This is a genomic window from Chryseobacterium sp. IT-36CA2 (assembly GCF_949767875.1).
Lineage (GTDB): Bacteria > Bacteroidota > Bacteroidia > Flavobacteriales > Weeksellaceae > Chryseobacterium.
Map to the genome: position 1 here is coordinate 83,029 of NZ_CATKPG010000027.1, position 17,022 is coordinate 100,050.

17 protein-coding genes are annotated in these 17,022 nt (G+C 35.7%); 7 read left to right on the top strand and 10 right to left on the bottom strand.

Annotation, left to right across the window (positions count from 1 at the left end; all coding sequences use genetic code 11):
* Nucleotides 1-14: 14 nt before the first annotated feature.
* The 7 genes from ACM6F9_RS22455 to ACM6F9_RS22485 form a co-directional block, all read right to left on the bottom strand.
* Complete coding sequence (locus ACM6F9_RS22455; RefSeq protein ID WP_414847724.1) at nt 15-677, bottom strand: phosphoribosylanthranilate isomerase; 663 nt, start codon at nt 675-677, stop codon at nt 15-17.
* Nucleotides 678-688: 11 nt separating this feature from the next.
* Nucleotides 689-1,462 (bottom strand): indole-3-glycerol phosphate synthase TrpC, encoded by a 774-nt coding sequence (trpC, locus tag ACM6F9_RS22460; RefSeq protein ID WP_414847725.1) that lies wholly within the window; start codon nt 1,460-1,462, stop codon nt 689-691.
* A gap of 186 nt (nt 1,463-1,648) precedes the next feature.
* On the bottom strand, nt 1,649-2,635 hold the full coding sequence (gene trpD / locus ACM6F9_RS22465) for an anthranilate phosphoribosyltransferase (protein ID WP_414847740.1): 987 nt from the start codon (nt 2,633-2,635) through the stop codon (nt 1,649-1,651).
* 41 nt (nt 2,636-2,676) lie between these two features.
* Nucleotides 2,677-3,279 carry an anthranilate synthase component II gene (locus ACM6F9_RS22470; RefSeq protein WP_414847726.1) on the bottom strand — a complete coding sequence of 201 codons (603 nt, stop codon included), beginning with the start codon at nt 3,277-3,279 and terminating at the stop codon, nt 2,677-2,679.
* 66 nt (nt 3,280-3,345) lie between these two features.
* Nucleotides 3,346-4,770 (bottom strand): anthranilate synthase component I family protein, encoded by a 1,425-nt coding sequence (locus ACM6F9_RS22475; RefSeq protein WP_414847727.1) that lies wholly within the window; start codon nt 4,768-4,770, stop codon nt 3,346-3,348.
* A 246-nt stretch (nt 4,771-5,016) separates the two neighbouring features.
* Nucleotides 5,017-5,658, bottom strand: coding sequence for a hypothetical protein (locus tag ACM6F9_RS22480; RefSeq protein WP_414847728.1), 642 nt, complete (start codon nt 5,656-5,658; stop codon nt 5,017-5,019).
* Between the two features lie 182 nt (nt 5,659-5,840).
* Complete coding sequence (locus ACM6F9_RS22485) at nt 5,841-6,302, bottom strand: cupin domain-containing protein (protein ID WP_414847729.1); 462 nt, start codon at nt 6,300-6,302, stop codon at nt 5,841-5,843.
* A gap of 193 nt (nt 6,303-6,495) precedes the next feature.
* Between ACM6F9_RS22485 and ACM6F9_RS22490 the strand changes: the two genes are divergently transcribed.
* The 4 genes from ACM6F9_RS22490 (at nt 6,496) to lysS (ending at nt 9,887) form a co-directional block, all read left to right on the top strand.
* The gene (locus ACM6F9_RS22490) at nt 6,496-6,702 is read left to right on the top strand and encodes a hypothetical protein (protein ID WP_414847730.1); all 207 of its coding nucleotides are present in this window, start codon (nt 6,496-6,498) and stop codon (nt 6,700-6,702) included.
* On the top strand, nt 6,702-7,076 hold the full coding sequence (locus ACM6F9_RS22495) for a c-type cytochrome (RefSeq protein ID WP_414847731.1): 375 nt from the start codon (nt 6,702-6,704) through the stop codon (nt 7,074-7,076). The genes ACM6F9_RS22490 and ACM6F9_RS22495 overlap by 1 nt, the downstream gene beginning before the upstream one ends.
* A 3-nt stretch (nt 7,077-7,079) precedes the next feature.
* Nucleotides 7,080-8,009 (top strand): 23S rRNA (adenine(1618)-N(6))-methyltransferase RlmF, encoded by a 930-nt coding sequence (gene rlmF / locus ACM6F9_RS22500; RefSeq protein WP_414847732.1) that lies wholly within the window; start codon nt 7,080-7,082, stop codon nt 8,007-8,009.
* 180 nt (nt 8,010-8,189) lie between these two features.
* Nucleotides 8,190-9,887 carry a lysine--tRNA ligase gene (lysS, locus tag ACM6F9_RS22505; protein ID WP_414847733.1) on the top strand — a complete coding sequence of 566 codons (1,698 nt, stop codon included), beginning with the start codon at nt 8,190-8,192 and terminating at the stop codon, nt 9,885-9,887.
* A gap of 69 nt (nt 9,888-9,956) precedes the next feature.
* Here the strand turns inward: lysS and ACM6F9_RS22510 are convergent, their stop codons facing one another.
* From ACM6F9_RS22510 to ACM6F9_RS22520, 3 genes are all read right to left on the bottom strand, one after another.
* On the bottom strand, nt 9,957-11,048 hold the full coding sequence (locus tag ACM6F9_RS22510; protein ID WP_414847734.1) for a hypothetical protein: 1,092 nt from the start codon (nt 11,046-11,048) through the stop codon (nt 9,957-9,959).
* A gap of 256 nt (nt 11,049-11,304) precedes the next feature.
* On the bottom strand, nt 11,305-12,309 hold the full coding sequence (locus ACM6F9_RS22515) for a cytochrome d ubiquinol oxidase subunit II (protein ID WP_414847735.1): 1,005 nt from the start codon (nt 12,307-12,309) through the stop codon (nt 11,305-11,307).
* Complete coding sequence (locus ACM6F9_RS22520; protein ID WP_414847736.1) at nt 12,306-13,649, bottom strand: cytochrome ubiquinol oxidase subunit I; 1,344 nt, start codon at nt 13,647-13,649, stop codon at nt 12,306-12,308. The genes ACM6F9_RS22515 and ACM6F9_RS22520 overlap by 4 nt, the downstream gene beginning before the upstream one ends.
* Before the next feature lie 234 nt (nt 13,650-13,883).
* Between ACM6F9_RS22520 and gyrB the strand changes: the two genes are divergently transcribed.
* From gyrB to ACM6F9_RS22535, 3 genes are all read left to right on the top strand, one after another.
* Nucleotides 13,884-15,818, top strand: coding sequence for a DNA topoisomerase (ATP-hydrolyzing) subunit B (gene gyrB / locus ACM6F9_RS22525; protein ID WP_414847737.1), 1,935 nt, complete (start codon nt 13,884-13,886; stop codon nt 15,816-15,818).
* A gap of 82 nt (nt 15,819-15,900) precedes the next feature.
* A complete protein-coding gene (locus tag ACM6F9_RS22530) occupies nt 15,901-16,323 on the top strand; it encodes a DUF5684 domain-containing protein (protein ID WP_414847738.1) in 423 nt (140 codons plus the stop codon).
* Nucleotides 16,324-16,824: 501 nt separating this feature from the next.
* On the top strand, nt 16,825-17,022 hold a 198-nt coding region (locus tag ACM6F9_RS22535; RefSeq protein WP_414847739.1), incomplete at its 3' end, for a hypothetical protein.

A 17,022-nucleotide genomic window follows, 5' to 3' on the forward strand; every position in this document is an offset into this window, starting at 1 on the left:
TGTGTCTTTTTCAGTTATCTATTTTGCTGGTATAAGATTTTAAACTCTTTTATTCTATTTATATTTTTATTGCCGGGTTCTGTTTCAAATTTTGAATTGATATCTAAAGCGAAAGGCTGTTGCTTCAATGTTTTAATATTCCCGATATTTTCTTCAGAAATACCACCGCTTAGAAAGTAGGGAATGGGAATCTGAAACCCATTCAGGATATTCCAGTCGAATTGTTTTCCCGTTCCGCCAAAGGCTTTGCTATCAGTATCAAAGAGATAATAGGTAACAGATTGCAGGTTGGAGGAAAGAGTTTGTGCTATTTTATCTTTGTTATCATCATCATTGTTTCCTACTCTTATTACTTTGATAATTCCGACTTCCGGATCCAGTTTTTCTCTTAATTCAATGATAAAATCATCACTTTCATCTCCATGAAGCTGCACGAAATTTAAATCCGCCTGTTGGACAATATTTAAAATTTTATCTATTTCTTCATTCACAAAAACACCTACTTTTCCGTGATGATCAATGGCGGCAAGATCTTCCAGGCTCAGATGATTCAAAACATATCTCGGTGATTTTTCATAGAAAATGAAACCAAGAAAATCTACATTCATAGAAATTAGTTCCTGAATCTGATCTGTTTTTGTAAGACCGCAGACTTTGAGTTGAGGTTGCAGGTTCATTATGATTGATTTTAAATTTGAGAAGAAAATTCTTCAAAAGCTTTGGCCGGATTGGTATTTTTCATGAAATATTCTCCCATCAGGAAACCGTCAAATCCTTTTTCCTTTAAAAATTTGAAGTCTTCAAGACTGTAAATACCACTTTCTGCAACGGACAAAACTCCTTTCGGAAGCTGGTTTTTCAACTGAACGGAATGCTGCAGATCTACTTTAAAATCTTTAAGGTTCCTGTTATTGATTCCTACTAAGTCGATTTTTGAATTGAAATGTTTCAGCTCATCTTCTGTATGAATTTCCAGCAAAACTTCCAATTTCAGCTCATGAGCGAGTTCTGTAAATTCTTGCACCTGCGCAGGAGAAAGACATGAAGCGATCAGTAAAATAACATCAGCACCGATGCTTTTGGCCTCATAGAACTGGTATTCATCAATCATGAAATCTTTTCGCAGAATAGGAATGTTAATATCATTTCTTACCCTTAGAACATCATTTAAATTTCCTCCAAAGAAATCATGGTCTGTCAGGATAGAAATTCCGCTGGCTCCAAAATTTTCGTAAGCAGAAACTACCTCTAAAGGCTCCACACTATTGTTGATAATCCCTTTTGATGGAGATTGTCTTTTAAACTCAGCGATAATTCCGTTTTTATTTTTGATGGATTCTTTCAGAGAATAGGTTTTTCTTCCAAAAAAATCCTTGTCTTTTAATTGATCAAGAGAAATGCGTGATTTTGCTGCAGCAACTTCCTCTTTTTTTCGTTCAATAATTTTATCGAGTATCGTCATTTTTTTTGTGTTTGAATTCGGTCAATTGTGAATTTTATTTGAACCTGTTTAAACTTTTTTCTTTTTGAAACATTAAGATTGTAGTAAGATGTTAAGATAAGCTTTACTTTAACTTACAATCAGAATGATTAATCTTAACGATTATTCATTACTTAAAATTTCTTAATGGTTAAAAAAATAATAAGACTAATGAATTAAAAGATTAAAACTATTCAATGCTTTTCCGCTTTGCAGACTTTCTTTAGCCAGCAGAAGACAATCTTCATACGTCCCAAATTTCTGTGTGTTATAAAGCGCTACTGATGCGTTGGCAAGAATGACAGAGTTCTGTTGTTCCGTACCGTTTCCTTCCAGAATATTCATGAATATTTTTGCTGTTTCTTCAATAGAATTTCCTGCTTTAATATCTTCCAACGTTACGGGATTGAAGCCTAAATCTTCTGCAGAATAAATTTCTTCCCCATTTTTTGTAATGATTTTGCTGTCATCGGTAAGGCTTATTTCATCATATCCGTCAAGGCCGTGTACCAGCATAAACTCGCGTTCCTCTTTTTGAAGGAGATATTGATAAATTCTTGCAATTTCCAGATTATAAACTCCAATCATTGAATATTTAGGTTTTGCCGGATTCACTAATGGTCCCAAAAGATTAAAGAATGTTCTTAATCCCAGAGATTTTCTCAATAATCCAACCGATTGTAGTGCAGGGTGAAAATGAGGAGCATGCAAAAAGCAGATGTTGGCTCTTTCAAGATCTTCATTCAATTGTTCTGAATTGCTTTTAAACTGATACCCCAGTTCTTCCAGTACATTGGATGAACCTGTGGTGGTAGAGGCTCCGTAATTTCCATGTTTGGTTACCTTCTGTCCGGCTCCGGCGACTACAAAGCTTGTCAGTGTTGATATATTAATGGTGTCTTTTCCATCACCTCCGGTTCCTACAATATCGATCGCATCACTGGCATCAATATCTACAGCAACAGCCATTTGTAATAATGCTTCTCTGAAGCCTTCCAATTCTTTCAGTGTAATGCTTCGCATCAGGAAAACGCTCATGAAAGCAGTCACTTCCGCAGCATTGAACTTATTCTGTGCAATCTCAATCATCATAGCCTTAGCTTCTGATTTGGAAAGTGTATTATGGTTGAACAGGTATTGTAATATTTCTTTCATTTGTGGCGTTTTTATGGTTGTTGAAGGGATTTCTAAGGTTTTCATGACAACAGAAAGTTTTTAATGATTACTTCTCCTTCCGGCGTTAAAATGCTTTCAGGGTGAAACTGTACTCCATGTACATCGTAGGTTTTGTGCTGTAAAGCCATGATCATTCCATCTTTATCTACAGCGGTAATTTCCAGTTCTTCCGGGAAACCTTCCGGATTGACTGCCCAGCTGTGGTATCTTCCCACTTCCAGTCCTGAATGTAAATCTTTGAAAATCTTGGTGTTTTCTTTTACAATTTCAGTAGTAGTTGCTACTCCATGGAAAATTTCAGAAAGGTTGATAAGAGTTCCCCCAAAAGCTTCAGCGATAGCCTGCTGGCCGAGGCATACTCCAAGGATACTTTTTGTAGGCGCATATTCTTTAATAAGGTCTAATAAAATACCCGCTTCTTCAGGAATTCCGGGACCGGGAGAAAGAATAATTTTGTCATATTTTCCAATCTCTTCAAGGGTAATTTTATCATTTCTTACTACATCCACTTTCTGATCCAGAATTCTTTCAATAATCTGGACAAGGTTATACGTAAAGCTGTCATAATTGTCGAAAACGAGAACTTTAAGCTGTGGTTGTTGGGTGTTTCTATTGTTGTTCATTGCTTTTTTGTTAGATAGTTGCTGGTGTTTTTTTTGTTGCTGGTTGATAGTTGTCGAATGATTATTTTATTTTTCAACTATTTTTTCTGCTTTTTCTACGGCTTTTTTCAGAGCATTTAGTTTGTTGTTAACTTCCTGCAGTTCACTTTCAGGGACGGATTTTGCTACAAGACCGGCACCAGCCTGATAAAATAAAGTGTTGTTTTTACTTAAGAATGTTCTGATCATAATGGCCTGGTTGCAGGTTCCGTTCAGTCCGATAATTCCGATACAGCCACCATAATATCCGCGGGAATCTTTTTCGTATTGATTGATCAGCAGAAGGGCTTTATGCTTCGGTGCACCGCTCAGCGTTCCCTGAGGGAAAGTGGCAGAAACCATTTCAAGAGGATTGATATTATTTTCAACATCGGCAGTTACTTCACTTACCATATGGATAACGTGAGAGAACAGCTGAATTTCTTTAAGTTTAGTTACCGTAACATTTTTTCCAAGCTTTCCAAGATCATTTCTTGCCAGGTCAACCAGCATGGTATGTTCCGCATTTTCTTTAGGATCAGCTTTTAAAACTTCAATAGCTTCAAGATCAGCTTCAAAGTTTCCTGTTCTTTTGGAAGTTCCGGCAATCGGGTGAATGATCGCTTTGTTATTTTTGATAATTAGTTGGCTTTCAGGGCTTGATCCGAACAATTTGTAATTTCCGTAATCAAAATAGAATAGGTAAGGAGAAGGATTGATATTTCTCAAAGCACGGTATACATTGAACTCATCTCCTTTGAATTTCTGCTCAAATCTTCTGCTCAGAACAAGCTGAAAGACATCTCCTCGCATACAGTGTTTCTGGGCTGTTTTTACCAGGTCAAGATACTCTTCATCGGTAATATTAGAGGTTTCCTCACTTGTTTTCTCGAAAGGATAAACCGGAGTATTCTGATTTTTAATAAGATTTTCCAAAAGATGAAGTTCAGATTTTACCCCATCAATGAAGTTTTCAATGATATGCATTTCATCATTGAAATGATTAATAGCAATTACATATTGATATAATCTGTATCTCATCACAGGAATTTCAACTTCCTTGCTCTGTGGTTTAAGGGTGATATTTTCAAAAAACTGAACCGCTTCAAAACTTGTGTAGCCAAAAAGGCTCTGAGCCGTTTGCTCTATAGGATCATTGGTTTCTTCACATTTAAAAATATTTCGGAAATCCTCAAATATGTCTGTAATCTTCTGGTCATTAATCAATTGCTTTACAGGAGCGGAAGCAGGAAGCTTAATTTCAAATTCGTTGAGGTTTTTCACTTCTATCCCCGCAATGGCATTTACCGCGATAAAGGAAAAATTATTATCAATACTTTTTGAATCCGAGCTTTCCAGAAGAATGGTATCCCGGAATTTATCTCTGATCTTAAGGTAAATATTCATAGGAGTATGAAGATCTCCCAGTGTTTTTTTCGAAACGGTTTTTATTGTAATTGTGTTTGTAAACATCTTATTGTTTTTTGTGAGATTAAGGAATAAAAAAAGGCTTTAACGGTATCCGTCAAAGCCTATATATTGTTTTTTGATTATTTCTGTTGTGATTAACAACATGACAATACCTCCAGACCCGACGAAGAGTTTGAAAGCCACCACCAAATATTGTTGTTCATTTTTAACATGGGACAAATGTAGAAATTTTTTTAATACCAAGACTAAAAAATATCAAAAAATAAATAAACTTAATATGAGAATCCTTTATTTAAGCTGCTTGAGTTCTTGTTTTAATTCCTTAATTTTTTCTTTGTAAGTTTCATCATCATCATATTCTACATAACTTTCCAGGGCAGAAATATATTCTTCAATGAACTCTTTATTCGTTTTATCTGCTTCATATTTGATTCTTGCAGAGTTGACGGGAGCTAGCTTTTCATATTGTAATAAAATTTTTCCTTCTCTGGATTGATCATAAAGGATCACTATATTCTTTTCATATCCCGGAATGTATTTTACAGGAATATCTTTGTCGTCGGGTATTCTGATTGAATTACTGATGGGATAGATGGCTGCACTGGTAGTGGAGAAAAAAGTAGTAGTGTATTTTCCATCCTGCTTTTTCACAATAGCTTCATAATCGTGGATATACATATCATTCAGCGTAGAGTTGGTTTCTACATTAGATGTGATAATGGCCGTGCTCTCAACACCATATTTATTTAAAAACCATGCATTCAAAAACTGTCCGCCAACTCCGTTCAATATAGCCAGTGGAATGATTGGAATTAAAAACCATGCTTTTTTGGTCAGATAGGAGAGAAGCCCAAACAGCCCAAACAACAGAATCACAGTATAAAAACCATGATGACTGGTGAAAAATAGAATTTTTGAAATTAAAACCATGGATTAAATATAATTATTTTATTTAAACGCTGAGATCACAAAGATGTTATTAAATTACTTTGAAAGCGGTCGCAATGGCATTTCACTCAGCAAAGTTGGCTATCATTAGCTAAACGCAGTGCCCTTGCGAACAAAAAAGAAGTTTTATGATAATTACTTTGCGAACATGGCGTTTAAAACAACTATTTTACTGGTTCAGACAAAGGAATATCAGGAGTTCCACTGTAGAAAACAATCAGAGTTACTCCTTGATCTCCCGTTTTCCCTCGGTGACCAATGTTCACCATTTCCGGAAGAACCTGGCCTTTACGGATCCATTGTGTTTTACCATCTTCTTTCCTTTCCACCTGAATTTCTCCTTTTTCTACATAAGCTGCATTAATCACAGGATGTTTATGCCAATCCAGGGCTTTATTAGGAGGTACAGCAATCTTAAGAACAGAAATTTCCGGCTGTGTGGTAGGATAGGCCGGATACAAAGTTCCATCCCATGATTTGGTTGTTTTTAATAAGGTTACCGATTCAATTTTATCAGAATATTCTGAATGAGGATCGTCTGATGAGCTGTTACAGGACAGAATCAAGGAAAAGAATGCCGTGAAGAAAGCAGTTTTTAACAAACTTTTTTTAGTTATAAGTTTCATATGAATAGATTGATTTTGGTTTGGATAATTCAGTATACAAAAATAATAACCTAATTTAATTATCCCTAATGTTTGAATTATTTTTTTACTGATTGGATTAAAATGCAGTCAGTAAAAAATATTTCTCAAAGAAAACATTTGTCATAAGTTTAAAACTTTATTTTTTATATTTTTGCTTCCAAATTAGAAAAAAATGAAAAAAGTATTAGCAATCGCATTTATCGGAGGTTTACTATTAGCAAGCTGTTCAAAAAAAGTAGATCACTCTTTACAAGACAGCAACACAATGCTTGAAGAGCCAGAAACATCTACAGTTGTAGATTCTACTGCTAAAACTGCTGCAACTCCGGCTGCAACTGCACCAGAAGCTGCTAAAACAGATTCTACAGCGAAGAAATAATGAAAAAAATACTTTTAGCAGGAACTCTCGGTCTTATGATCATTTCCTGTTCTAAAAAAGAAAATACAGCAGAGGTGGCACCCTCTTCTGAAACAACTGCTGTTTCAGAGCCTGTTAAATCTACTCTTTCGGGCGATCAAATCATGGAAACATTGGATTGTTCTGGATGCCACGCTGTTAATGAGAGAATGATAGGACCTTCTTATAAGGAAGTTGCAGGAAAGTATTCTGAAAAAGATACAGAATTGCTGGCTTCCAAAATTATAGAAGGCGGAAGTGGAGTATGGGGAAGTGTGCCTATGGCCGCCCATCCACAGGTGTCTAAGGAAGATGCCAAAAAAATGGTGGAATATATTTTAAGTCAGAAGAAATAAAATATGTCCGCTGAAAAATCCAGTCTGCACACAAGAAATCTGCATCGTAATCCCTATGATTTTGATCAGCTTATTTCTTGTGTGCCGGAGCTGAAACACTATGTTTTCGTGAATGCTTATCAGACGGTAACCATTAATTTCAGCATTCCACAGGCAGTCAAACTGCTCAACAAAGCCTTACTCTTACATTTCTATAATGTTAAAGGCTGGGATATTCCCGATACCAATCTTTGTCCACCGATTCCTGGTAGAGCAGATTATGTACATTATATTGCCGATCTTTTAGCCGAACAGCTTGATACAATTCCTACAGGAAATTCTGTAAAAGGTCTGGATATAGGAACAGGCGCCAATCTTGTATATCCTTTAATCAGTCACAGGGCATATGGCTGGACGATGCTGGGAACAGATGTCAATCAGGATTCTTTGAAAAATGCTCGGCATATTTTGGATCAGAATGAAGATTTGTCGTGTTCTATTCTGTTAAAAAAGCAGCCGGAAGCTGATCATATCTTTACCAATATCATTAAGCCTGACGCCAGGTTTACCTTTACCATGTGCAATCCTCCTTTTCATGATTCTGAAGAGTCTGCTATGAAAGGAAATATCAGGAAAACAAAAAATCTCAGTAAATTAAAGAAAACAAAGCCACTTCTTAACTTCGGCGGTCAACAGTCCGAGCTGTGGTGTGAAGGAGGTGAACTGGCTTTTATAACAAAAATGATCAATGAAAGTGCATTATTTTCATCACAGGTTCTTTGGTTCACGTGCCTTGTTTCCAAAAAAGAAAATCTCAATAAACTGACCCGTCTTTTAAAGAAAGTAAAAGCTATAGAAGTGAAAACCATTGATATGGCTCAGGGGCAAAAGATCAGCAGAATGCTGGCCTGGACATTTATTCCTAAAAAGGACAGGAGAGCTTGGTTTGTTTAAAATTCAAGGTTCAAAGTTTAAAGTCATTAGCACAATAATTCAGATCTTGCATCTCAAACCCCGCATTCCGGAACACATATCCAGACTCCATATCTCAACCACTTTTTAAAATTTCTTAAAAAAGCCATTGATGGTCATGTCAAAAATGCCTAAATTTGTACGCTTTTAGAAAAATAAGAAATGCAATTATCAGAACAAGAAATCATTAGAAGAGAAAAGCTTAATAAGCTTACTGAAATGGGGATTAATGCGTTCCCTGCGGATGAGTATACCATTACAGATACTACAGAATCTATAAAACAGGACTTTTCTGAAAGTAAACAGGTAAAGATCGCTGGTAGATTGATGTCCCGCAGAATTCAGGGGAAGGCTTCTTTCGCAGAATTGCAGGATTCTAAAGGAAAAATCCAGGTTTACTTCAATAGAGACGAGATCTGTCCGGGGGAAGATAAAGAATTATATAACGAAGTATACAAGCATCTTTTGGATATTGGTGATATTATCGGTATCGAAGGAGAATTGTTTACGACACAGGTAGGAGAGAAGACGGTTTTAGTAAAAAACTTTATCCTTCTTACGAAGGCTTTACGTCCTCTTCCTCAGGCTAAAACTGACGAAAACGGTGTTGTTCACGACGGATTTACAGATCCTGAATTAAGATACAGACAGCGTTATGTAGATTTAACGGTGAACCCTCAGGTTAAAGAAATTTTCGTGAAGAGAACAAAACTGTTCAATGCGATGAGAGCTTTCTTTAATGATGCAGGATATTTTGAGGTGGAAACACCAATCCTACAGTCAATTCCTGGTGGAGCTGCTGCAAAACCGTTTATTACGCACCACAATGCGCTAGATATTCCATTATATTTAAGAATTGCCAACGAATTATATCTGAAAAGATTGATCGTAGGTGGTTTTGACGGAGTATATGAGTTCTCTAAAAACTTCAGAAATGAGGGAATGGACAGAACTCACAACCCTGAGTTTACGGCTATGGAAATCTATGTTGCGTATAAAGATTACAACTGGATGATGGATTTCACTGAGAAATTATTGGAATTCTGCGCCACTCAGGTGAATGGAAATGCAGAATCTACTTTCGGTGAGCACACAATCAATTGGAAAGCACCTTATCCAAGAGTTTCCATGACGGAAGCGATCCTGAAATATACTGGATTTGATATTACAGGAAAAACTGAGAAGGAATTATACGACTTCGCTAAATCTATCGGTATTGAAGTGAACGAGACGATGGGGAAAGGAAAATTAATTGATGAGATCTTCGGTGAGAAATGTGAAGGAAACTTCATTCAGCCAACATTCATTACAGATTATCCGATCGAAATGTCTCCACTGACAAAGAAACACAGAAGTAAAGAGGGCTTAACTGAGCGTTTCGAATTAATGGTTTGCGGTAAAGAAATCGCAAACGCTTATTCAGAGCTTAATGATCCTATCGATCAGAGAGAGCGTTTTGAAGCACAGATGACTTTATCTGAAAGAGGAGACGACGAGGCCATGTTCATCGATCAGGACTTCTTAAGAGCATTGGAATACGGTATGCCGCCAACTTCAGGATTAGGAATCGGTATGGACAGATTAATCATGTTCTTAACGAATAATGCATCGATTCAGGAAGTATTATTCTTCCCTCAGATGAGACCAGAAAAAGCGGTTCCTCAAATTGAATTGGGAGAGGATGAAAAAGTAATCCTTGAAATCCTTAATTCTCAGGAAGAAGCAATGTCTTTAGCTGAAGTAAAAGAAAGAAGCCAGTTATCTGGTAAAAAATGGGATAAAGCTTCTAAAACTTTAACAAAGAATAATATTGTGAAAGTAGAGAAGATTGAAGAAAATCTTCTGATGAAATTAGCATAATTTTTAAAGATAATAAATATCAAAAGCGAACCTTATAAGGTTCGCTTTTTTAATAAAATATACATTAACTTATTGTTCTTTTGATGAAAAACAAGGAATAACGTCACGTGTAAAATAAGGTTCCTGATTTACCCAAAACATATAATTTACTTTTAAAAAATCTTTTGCAAATGCACTAAGCATAGGGACAATATTTTTATTTTTCTGAACAATTTTAGTGTTTCCGGTTTCTCCGAGATAGTTTCCATCTTGAATAGCAATCCCCAATGGGACGGTGTATTTTTCTTCATGCATTAAAGTTAATGCGTGATTTAATTGAGCCTTTTTTTTGACCATTAAATCTGGACCACCAAGTCCAACGCCAATTTCTTCTCCATATTTATAAATGCTTCGAAGATATCCTTTATCTTCCCATGGAAGCCATTCTCCTGAAATAAAATTAGCATATTGCATGGTAGTAGAGCTTGGAAAAGCTTTTTTCATGGAAAGCATATTTGCTTTTATGGCCTTTACATATTGTTCAGGATTAAGGTTCTTAACGGTTCCTATAGCTGTTTCCTGAAGATTAATTCCTTCAATTTTTCCATCAAATTCTTTTCCTAAAGCTTCAAGGAATGTAGCGAAACATTGTTGAACTTTGGGATTCCAACGCTTAGCAACCCATCCCACAGCTTTACCTTCTTCGAAAAATTCGATAGCACCACCATCATATTCATCAGTTAAAAGGTATTTAGGTGTTGCATTATAATTGGGATCAAAAGTAGCATCCTGAAGCTGAATAAAAAGTTTTTTTCCTTTTGAACGAAGGTATTCATAATCTTCTTTAATAATGGAAAAATTATATTTGCCTTTCTCAGGTTCGAGATCTCTCCATGAATACATGATTTGTGCACCTTCAAATTGAGGAATATTTAAAAAAGGATGATCTTTTATCTGTTCTCTATCTCTCGAAAAATAAACGAAATTTTTTATTCCATTTTCTTTAACAGGGCATTTTTCAGCCTCGTATTTTTTATAAGCATTAGAATATTTTTCAGCAGGATTTTTATTTTGAGAAAATAGACTTGTAGTTGAAAAAATACTAAGAGTAATAATAAGGTATAGGTTGGCAGGTTTTTTTTTAGTTTTAAGTGTTAAAAGTGGCTGTGTAAAATATTTCATATAATTATATATTTTGTTTTAAAAGAATATAAAATCGAAAATATGATAAATTTTATATTTAACATAAACACTTAACGCCTGTTAACTTTAATTATAATTAATTAATAATATTCTAATAATTCGTGCAATTTCAGTTTTCTTTAAACTAAAAAATGAATGATTGTAATAATTGCCAGGGATCTCTGCTTTAGGTTGAAAAATGAATATTCAAAAACGAATTTAGATAATACAAGCATTGGGATAGCCGCTACAAAATTTATTTTCTTTGTTTACTGAACGAAGCCATCAGATAAAATAAGAATGGAAGAATAAATAATGAACCCAGCATCAACGCCCATCCCAATGCCGCAATAGTCTTTTCAGGAGCCATATGTTCCAATAATGAAAGGTGCTGTCCGTTTCCTAACAAAATAATATTCGGATTATGCTGGTATGTTGCCGCTACCAGAATCATCATCATCTGAAATCCAGCCAATGCACGTACAGGAAGAAGTTTCTGTCGGTTCAGAGCTCTTAAAATAAGCAATAATGCAATGGTAGCAAAGGCAATTGCCATAATCCCTAAAGGCTTGGAAAATACCCACATCAAAAGAGGTATATCTGAAATATAAGCTGTGAAAAATACCAATATTCCAGTAATGACAACGAAGATCATCGTCTGTTTGGACTTTCTTATCATTAATAAAAGATCTGCTTTATCACGGGTTTCTCTTAATGAAAAAATTGAAGCAAGATAAGCACATAGTGCAACGGTAAATAACCCCACAGAAACTCCAAACCAGTTCAGCCAGCTGAATACATACAAATCCAGAAAACCAACAGCATCAGGATTGATAGAATGTGAAACGGTTGCAGCAGCAATTAATCCCAAAAAGAAAGGAGTCAAAAGACTTGCATAGTAAAAGATCTGAGTATATAAAACCTGCCAGTTATCTTTTACTGCATCATAATGTCTGAATGTAAATGCTGTTCCTCTCGCAATAATTCCCAAAAGCATTAATACTAAAGGAATATGAAGATAAGTAGACATGGTAGTATAAATTTCAGGAAAACCTACAAAGAGAATTACAATCGCAATGATCAGCCACATATGATTGGCTTCCCAAACGGGAGCAATAGACTCATACATGATTTCCTGGGTCTTATTTCTGGCTTTTTTATGAGTGAAAAGTTCCACAATTCCAGCTCCGAAATCAGCACCTCCCAGAATAATATAAAGGCATATGGATAGCCAGAGAAAACCTATTACAACGTAGATCATGATTGTTTGTTTTTATCGTTAAACTGAGAATCGGTAGGATCGTAAAGCTTTGGTACCATCTGAATCTGTCTCTTTAAAAGGAAAACAAGAATCAATGATAATGAGATGAAAATAGCCGTAAAGAAGTAGAATGAATACTGTATTCCCGGCATAGGTGTTACAGCATCTACTGTTCTCATAATGCCATAAATGATCCATGGCTGTCTTCCGACTTCTGTTACCGTCCATCCGGCTTCCAGCGCAATATACCCGAAAGGTGTTGCTATTAAAAAGGTTTTTAACAACCAGTGCTTACTTAACCATTCTTTTTTGAAGAAGAAGGCATATAAATAAATAGCGCCAATACCAATCATCACCACTCCGAAGAAGATCATAATCTGAAAGGCATAATGAACAACTGCAATCGGAGGCCATTCGTCTCTTGGGAAATCTTTAAGACCCTTTACTTCAGCATTGAAATCATTGCTCACCAGAAAACTTAAAACTTTTGGAATTTTCACCGCATATTTTACCTCTTCTTTTTCCTCATCAGGAATTCCTCCAATCACAAATGAAGCCCCTTTTTCAGTTTCAAAATGAGCCTCCATAGCCGCTAATTTGATAGGTTGTCTTTCTGCTACTGATTTAGCGGCAACATCACCACTTAACGGTGCACCAAATGCTCCGATCAATGCAAAACCTACAGCAATTCTAAAAGCTTTAGTGTGAAATTCAATATTTCTTTTTCGCATGATCATAAAAGCATGTACCCCGGCTACAGCAAATCCCGTTGCACAAAATGCGGCAACCGTCATGTGAAGAGCCTGCGGAAACCATGCGTCATTAAACATAGCTTTGATAGGATCTATATTTAGATATTGTCCGTTGATATAATCAAAACCGGTAGGGGAGTTCATCCATGAGTTGGCGGCTACCACCAGAATTCCGGAAGCCAGCCCGCTGAGCCCAACAAGGAAACCACAGAACCAGTGAAACCATTTATTGAATCTTTCCCATCCATATAAAAAGAACCCGATAGCAATAGCTTCGATGAAAAAGGCCGTCCCTTCCAAAGAAAATGGCATCCCGAAAATCGGTCCTGCATGCTTCATAAAACCAGGCCATAGAAGACCCAACTCAAAAGAAAGCATCGTTCCTGAAACGGCTCCTGTAGCAAAAAGGATTGCTACCCCTTTGCTCCATGCTTTTGTTAATCCTTTATATACTTCATTATTGGTCTTTAGGTATTTCCAATGGGCAAAAGCCATCAGAAAAGGCATCACCATACCCACACAGGAGAATATGATATGAAAGCCCAGAGAGAGTGCCATCTGAGCGCGTGCTGCTATAAAATCATCCATAATATCAACTTTTCAGTAAATAAATTTACGCATAAATTATTGATGTTGAATATGATTTACAACAGTTGATATTTCACCAATACATTTTAATTTTGATTCTTTTATTGGCTTACTTTTCCTTATGTTTTTACTAAGAAAACTATATGTTTTTTTGACACTTTTTAACTTTCATACCTCGAAAAAAATCACGATATTTGTAAGTCTTTGCATAGAGCAGGATTTTTAATATTTAATATGAGTCAAAAACAATATACAGCTAGTAGTATTCAGGCATTGGAAGGAATGGAGCACGTTCGTATGCGTCCTTCAATGTACATTGGTGATGTAGGAACAAGAGGACTTCACCACTTGGTTTATGAAGTAGTAGATAACTCTATTGACGAGGCGTTGGCAGGATACTGCGACACAATCTTCGTGAGCATCAAGGAAGGAAACGGAATTGAGGTAAGTGATAATGGTAGAGGTATCCCGGTTGATTTCCACGAAAAAGAGCAGAAATCAGCCCTTGAAGTTGTAATGACAAAAATTGGAGCCGGAGGTAAGTTTGATAAAGACTCTTATAAGGTTTCAGGAGGTCTTCACGGAGTTGGGGTATCGTGTGTGAACGCACTTTCCAACGAAATGGTGACTACTGTTTACAGAGACGGGAATGTTTATCAGCAAATATATTCTAAAGGAAAAGCACAAACTCAGGTTGAGGAGATTGGTCATAGTGAGAAAAGAGGAACTAAGCAGTTTTTCCAGCCGGATGATACCATCTTTACAGAACTGGTTTATAACTATGATACATTAGCAAGCCGTTTAAGAGAACTTTCTTATCTGAACAAAGGAATTACCATTACGCTTACCGATGAAAGAGAAAAATTAGAAGACGGATCTTTCCGTTCAGAAGTTTTTCATTCTGAAGGAGGTTTAAAGGAATTTGTTGCATACATTGATGGAAACCGTGAATCTATCATGGAGCACGTGATCTTCATGGAAGGTGAAAGAGATGATATTCCTGTGGAAGTAGCCATGCGTTACAACACATCTTTCAACGAAAATCTTCACTCTTACGTAAACAATATCAATACGCATGAGGGAGGTACTCACCTTGCGGGTTTCAGAAGAGCTTTAACGAGAACTTTAAAGAAATATGCAGATGAGCTAGGGCTTCCTGCAAAAGAAAAAGTAGAGATTACAGGTGATGACTTCCGTGAAGGATTAACAGCTGTAATTTCTGTAAAAGTAATGGAACCTCAGTTTGAAGGACAGACCAAAACGAAATTAGGAAACTCCGAAGTTTCTGGTGCTGTTGATAAGATTGTAGGAGAAATGCTTACTAATTTCTTAGAAGAGAATCCTAATGAAGCTAAAGTAATTGTTCAAAAAGTTGTTTTAGCTGCAAAAGCAAGACAGGCCGCTAAAAAAGCGCGTGAAATGGTTCAGAGAAAATCCCCAATGGGAGGTTCTGGTCTTCCTGGAAAGCTTTCTGACTGTTCTTCCAAAGATCCGGCAGAATCTGAACTTTTCCTTGTAGAGGGAGATTCCGCAGGAGGTACTGCTAAGCAGGGACGTGACAGACACTTTCAGGCTATTCTTCCATTAAGAGGTAAAATTTTGAACGTAGAGAAATCTATGCTTCATAAAGTATATGATAATGAGGAAATCAGAAATATCTATACAGCTCTTGGAGTTTCTGTAGGAACAGAAGAAGACAGCAAAGCATTGAATATGGCTAAGCTAAGATACCACAAGATCGTTATCATGACCGATGCCGATATTGATGGATCTCACATTTCGACATTGATCCTTACTTTCTTCTTCAGATATATGAAGGAGCTTATTGAGAACGGATATATTTATATTGCTCAACCTCCTTTATACCTATTAAAGAAAGGGAACAAAAAAGTATATGCTTATAACGAAAAAGAACGTGAAGAGTTTACATTGGAAATGGCTCCAGATGGAAAAGGAGTAGAGGTACAACGTTATAAAGGTCTTGGAGAGATGAATCCTGAGCAGCTTTGGGAAACAACACTTAACCCAGAACACAGAATTCTGAAGCAGGTAACTATCGATAATGCTGTTGAAGCTGATAGTGTCTTCTCAATGTTGATGGGAGATGAGGTTCCACCAAGAAGAGAGTTTATCGAGAAAAATGCGAAATATGCAAAAATTGATGCATAAACCTTTTTAAAAATATAATAAAAAAGCTTCTAATTATTTAGAAGCTTTTTTTATATTTGGGTAAACCAAAAAAACAAATAATATGTTAACTCTTTTACAAACAGACCCTTACAATGGGGCAGATTCGGTATCTGGTGCAGCTGCTGCAGGATTAGGGATTGGAACTATGTTCTTCGGATTACTTTGCTATATCTTCTACGGATACTGTATGTATAAAATCTTCCAGAAAGCAGGAAGACAGGATGCGTGGGCAGCTTTTATTCCTATTTATAATACAATTGTATTGCTGGAAATTGTGAAAAAACCAATATGGTGGATCATTCTTTTCTGTATTCCATTAGTCAATATCTATGCATGTTGGGTAGTGTATGACAGGCTGGCTAAAGGTTTTTCCAAAGAAACTCCTCTTTACACGATTCTGATTCTCTTCCTGGGATTTATCTTTATTCCTGTATTGGGGCTTGGAAGTGATCAGTATGATAGTAAGCTGGTTCCAAATGATTAAAAACAAGATTAAAAAAAATAAAGACTTCAGAAATGAGGTCTTTTTTTATTTCTAATTGGGAAATATGGACTCCTGGGAGATGTTAAGTTCTAAATAAAATGCCTTCCTAAACTGTTAAATATTTATATGTAAAAAGGTTTTTAAATGATTAATTGTTTCATTTTTAATTGGTTATATATTGTGTTGTAGATTTGTTGTAGTCAGTTTTTTTGTTTCAAAATTGTATTATTCTCATTTTGTGCCACGAAATGACTAAAACACTGAGTGATAAGAAAAATCATTATGATACTAATTGCAGATATCGTGAGCATTTTCTAGATGGGCTGTTGCTAATTCTTTAGCAGCAAATAAAAATCATCAATATTTATTTTAAAATAAATATTGATGATTTTTATTTGTAATTAATTAATTTTATCACATACATATGTAATTTTTTTTACTATTTACTGGATTTGTATATTTTGGTGTTATGATTGATGATTATTTAATTAAAAATCTAATATGAAAAAAGAATTCCTCTTTATTATTTTTTTTGTGATGAACCTTACATTGTACAATGCTCAACAATATACTATAAAACAGATAGATAGTTTGATTAGTTGTACTGAAAAGGTACTTGCTGATAAAAATGATAGTAATATCATTGTATTAAGCAATAGAGATTACAAAATTTCTCAAAAAGCAAATTATCCTGAAGGG

Bases quoted from the DNA above. Each gene is read 5' to 3' on its own strand.
- ACM6F9_RS22455 (WP_414847724.1), bottom strand. From the start codon at position 677: ATGAACCTGCAACCTCAACTCAAAGTCTGCGGTCTTACAAAAACAGAT.
- trpC (WP_414847725.1), bottom strand. From the start codon at position 1,462: ATGACGATACTCGATAAAATTATTGAACGAAAAAAAGAGGAAGTTGCT.
- trpD (WP_414847740.1), bottom strand. From the start codon at position 2,635: ATGAAAGAAATATTACAATACCTGTTCAACCATAATACACTTTCCAAA.
- ACM6F9_RS22470 (WP_414847726.1), bottom strand. From the start codon at position 3,279: ATGAACAACAATAGAAACACCCAACAACCACAGCTTAAAGTTCTCGTT.
- ACM6F9_RS22475 (WP_414847727.1), bottom strand. From the start codon at position 4,770: ATGTTTACAAACACAATTACAATAAAAACCGTTTCGAAAAAAACACTG.
- ACM6F9_RS22480 (WP_414847728.1), bottom strand. From the start codon at position 5,658: ATGGTTTTAATTTCAAAAATTCTATTTTTCACCAGTCATCATGGTTTT.
- ACM6F9_RS22485 (WP_414847729.1), bottom strand. From the start codon at position 6,302: ATGAAACTTATAACTAAAAAAAGTTTGTTAAAAACTGCTTTCTTCACG.
- ACM6F9_RS22490 (WP_414847730.1), top strand. From the start codon at position 6,496: ATGAAAAAAGTATTAGCAATCGCATTTATCGGAGGTTTACTATTAGCA.
- ACM6F9_RS22495 (WP_414847731.1), top strand. From the start codon at position 6,702: ATGAAAAAAATACTTTTAGCAGGAACTCTCGGTCTTATGATCATTTCC.
- rlmF (WP_414847732.1), top strand. From the start codon at position 7,080: ATGTCCGCTGAAAAATCCAGTCTGCACACAAGAAATCTGCATCGTAAT.
- lysS (WP_414847733.1), top strand. From the start codon at position 8,190: ATGCAATTATCAGAACAAGAAATCATTAGAAGAGAAAAGCTTAATAAG.
- ACM6F9_RS22510 (WP_414847734.1), bottom strand. From the start codon at position 11,048: ATGAAATATTTTACACAGCCACTTTTAACACTTAAAACTAAAAAAAAA.
- ACM6F9_RS22515 (WP_414847735.1), bottom strand. From the start codon at position 12,309: ATGATCTACGTTGTAATAGGTTTTCTCTGGCTATCCATATGCCTTTAT.
- ACM6F9_RS22520 (WP_414847736.1), bottom strand. From the start codon at position 13,649: ATGGATGATTTTATAGCAGCACGCGCTCAGATGGCACTCTCTCTGGGC.
- gyrB (WP_414847737.1), top strand. From the start codon at position 13,884: ATGAGTCAAAAACAATATACAGCTAGTAGTATTCAGGCATTGGAAGGA.
- ACM6F9_RS22530 (WP_414847738.1), top strand. From the start codon at position 15,901: ATGTTAACTCTTTTACAAACAGACCCTTACAATGGGGCAGATTCGGTA.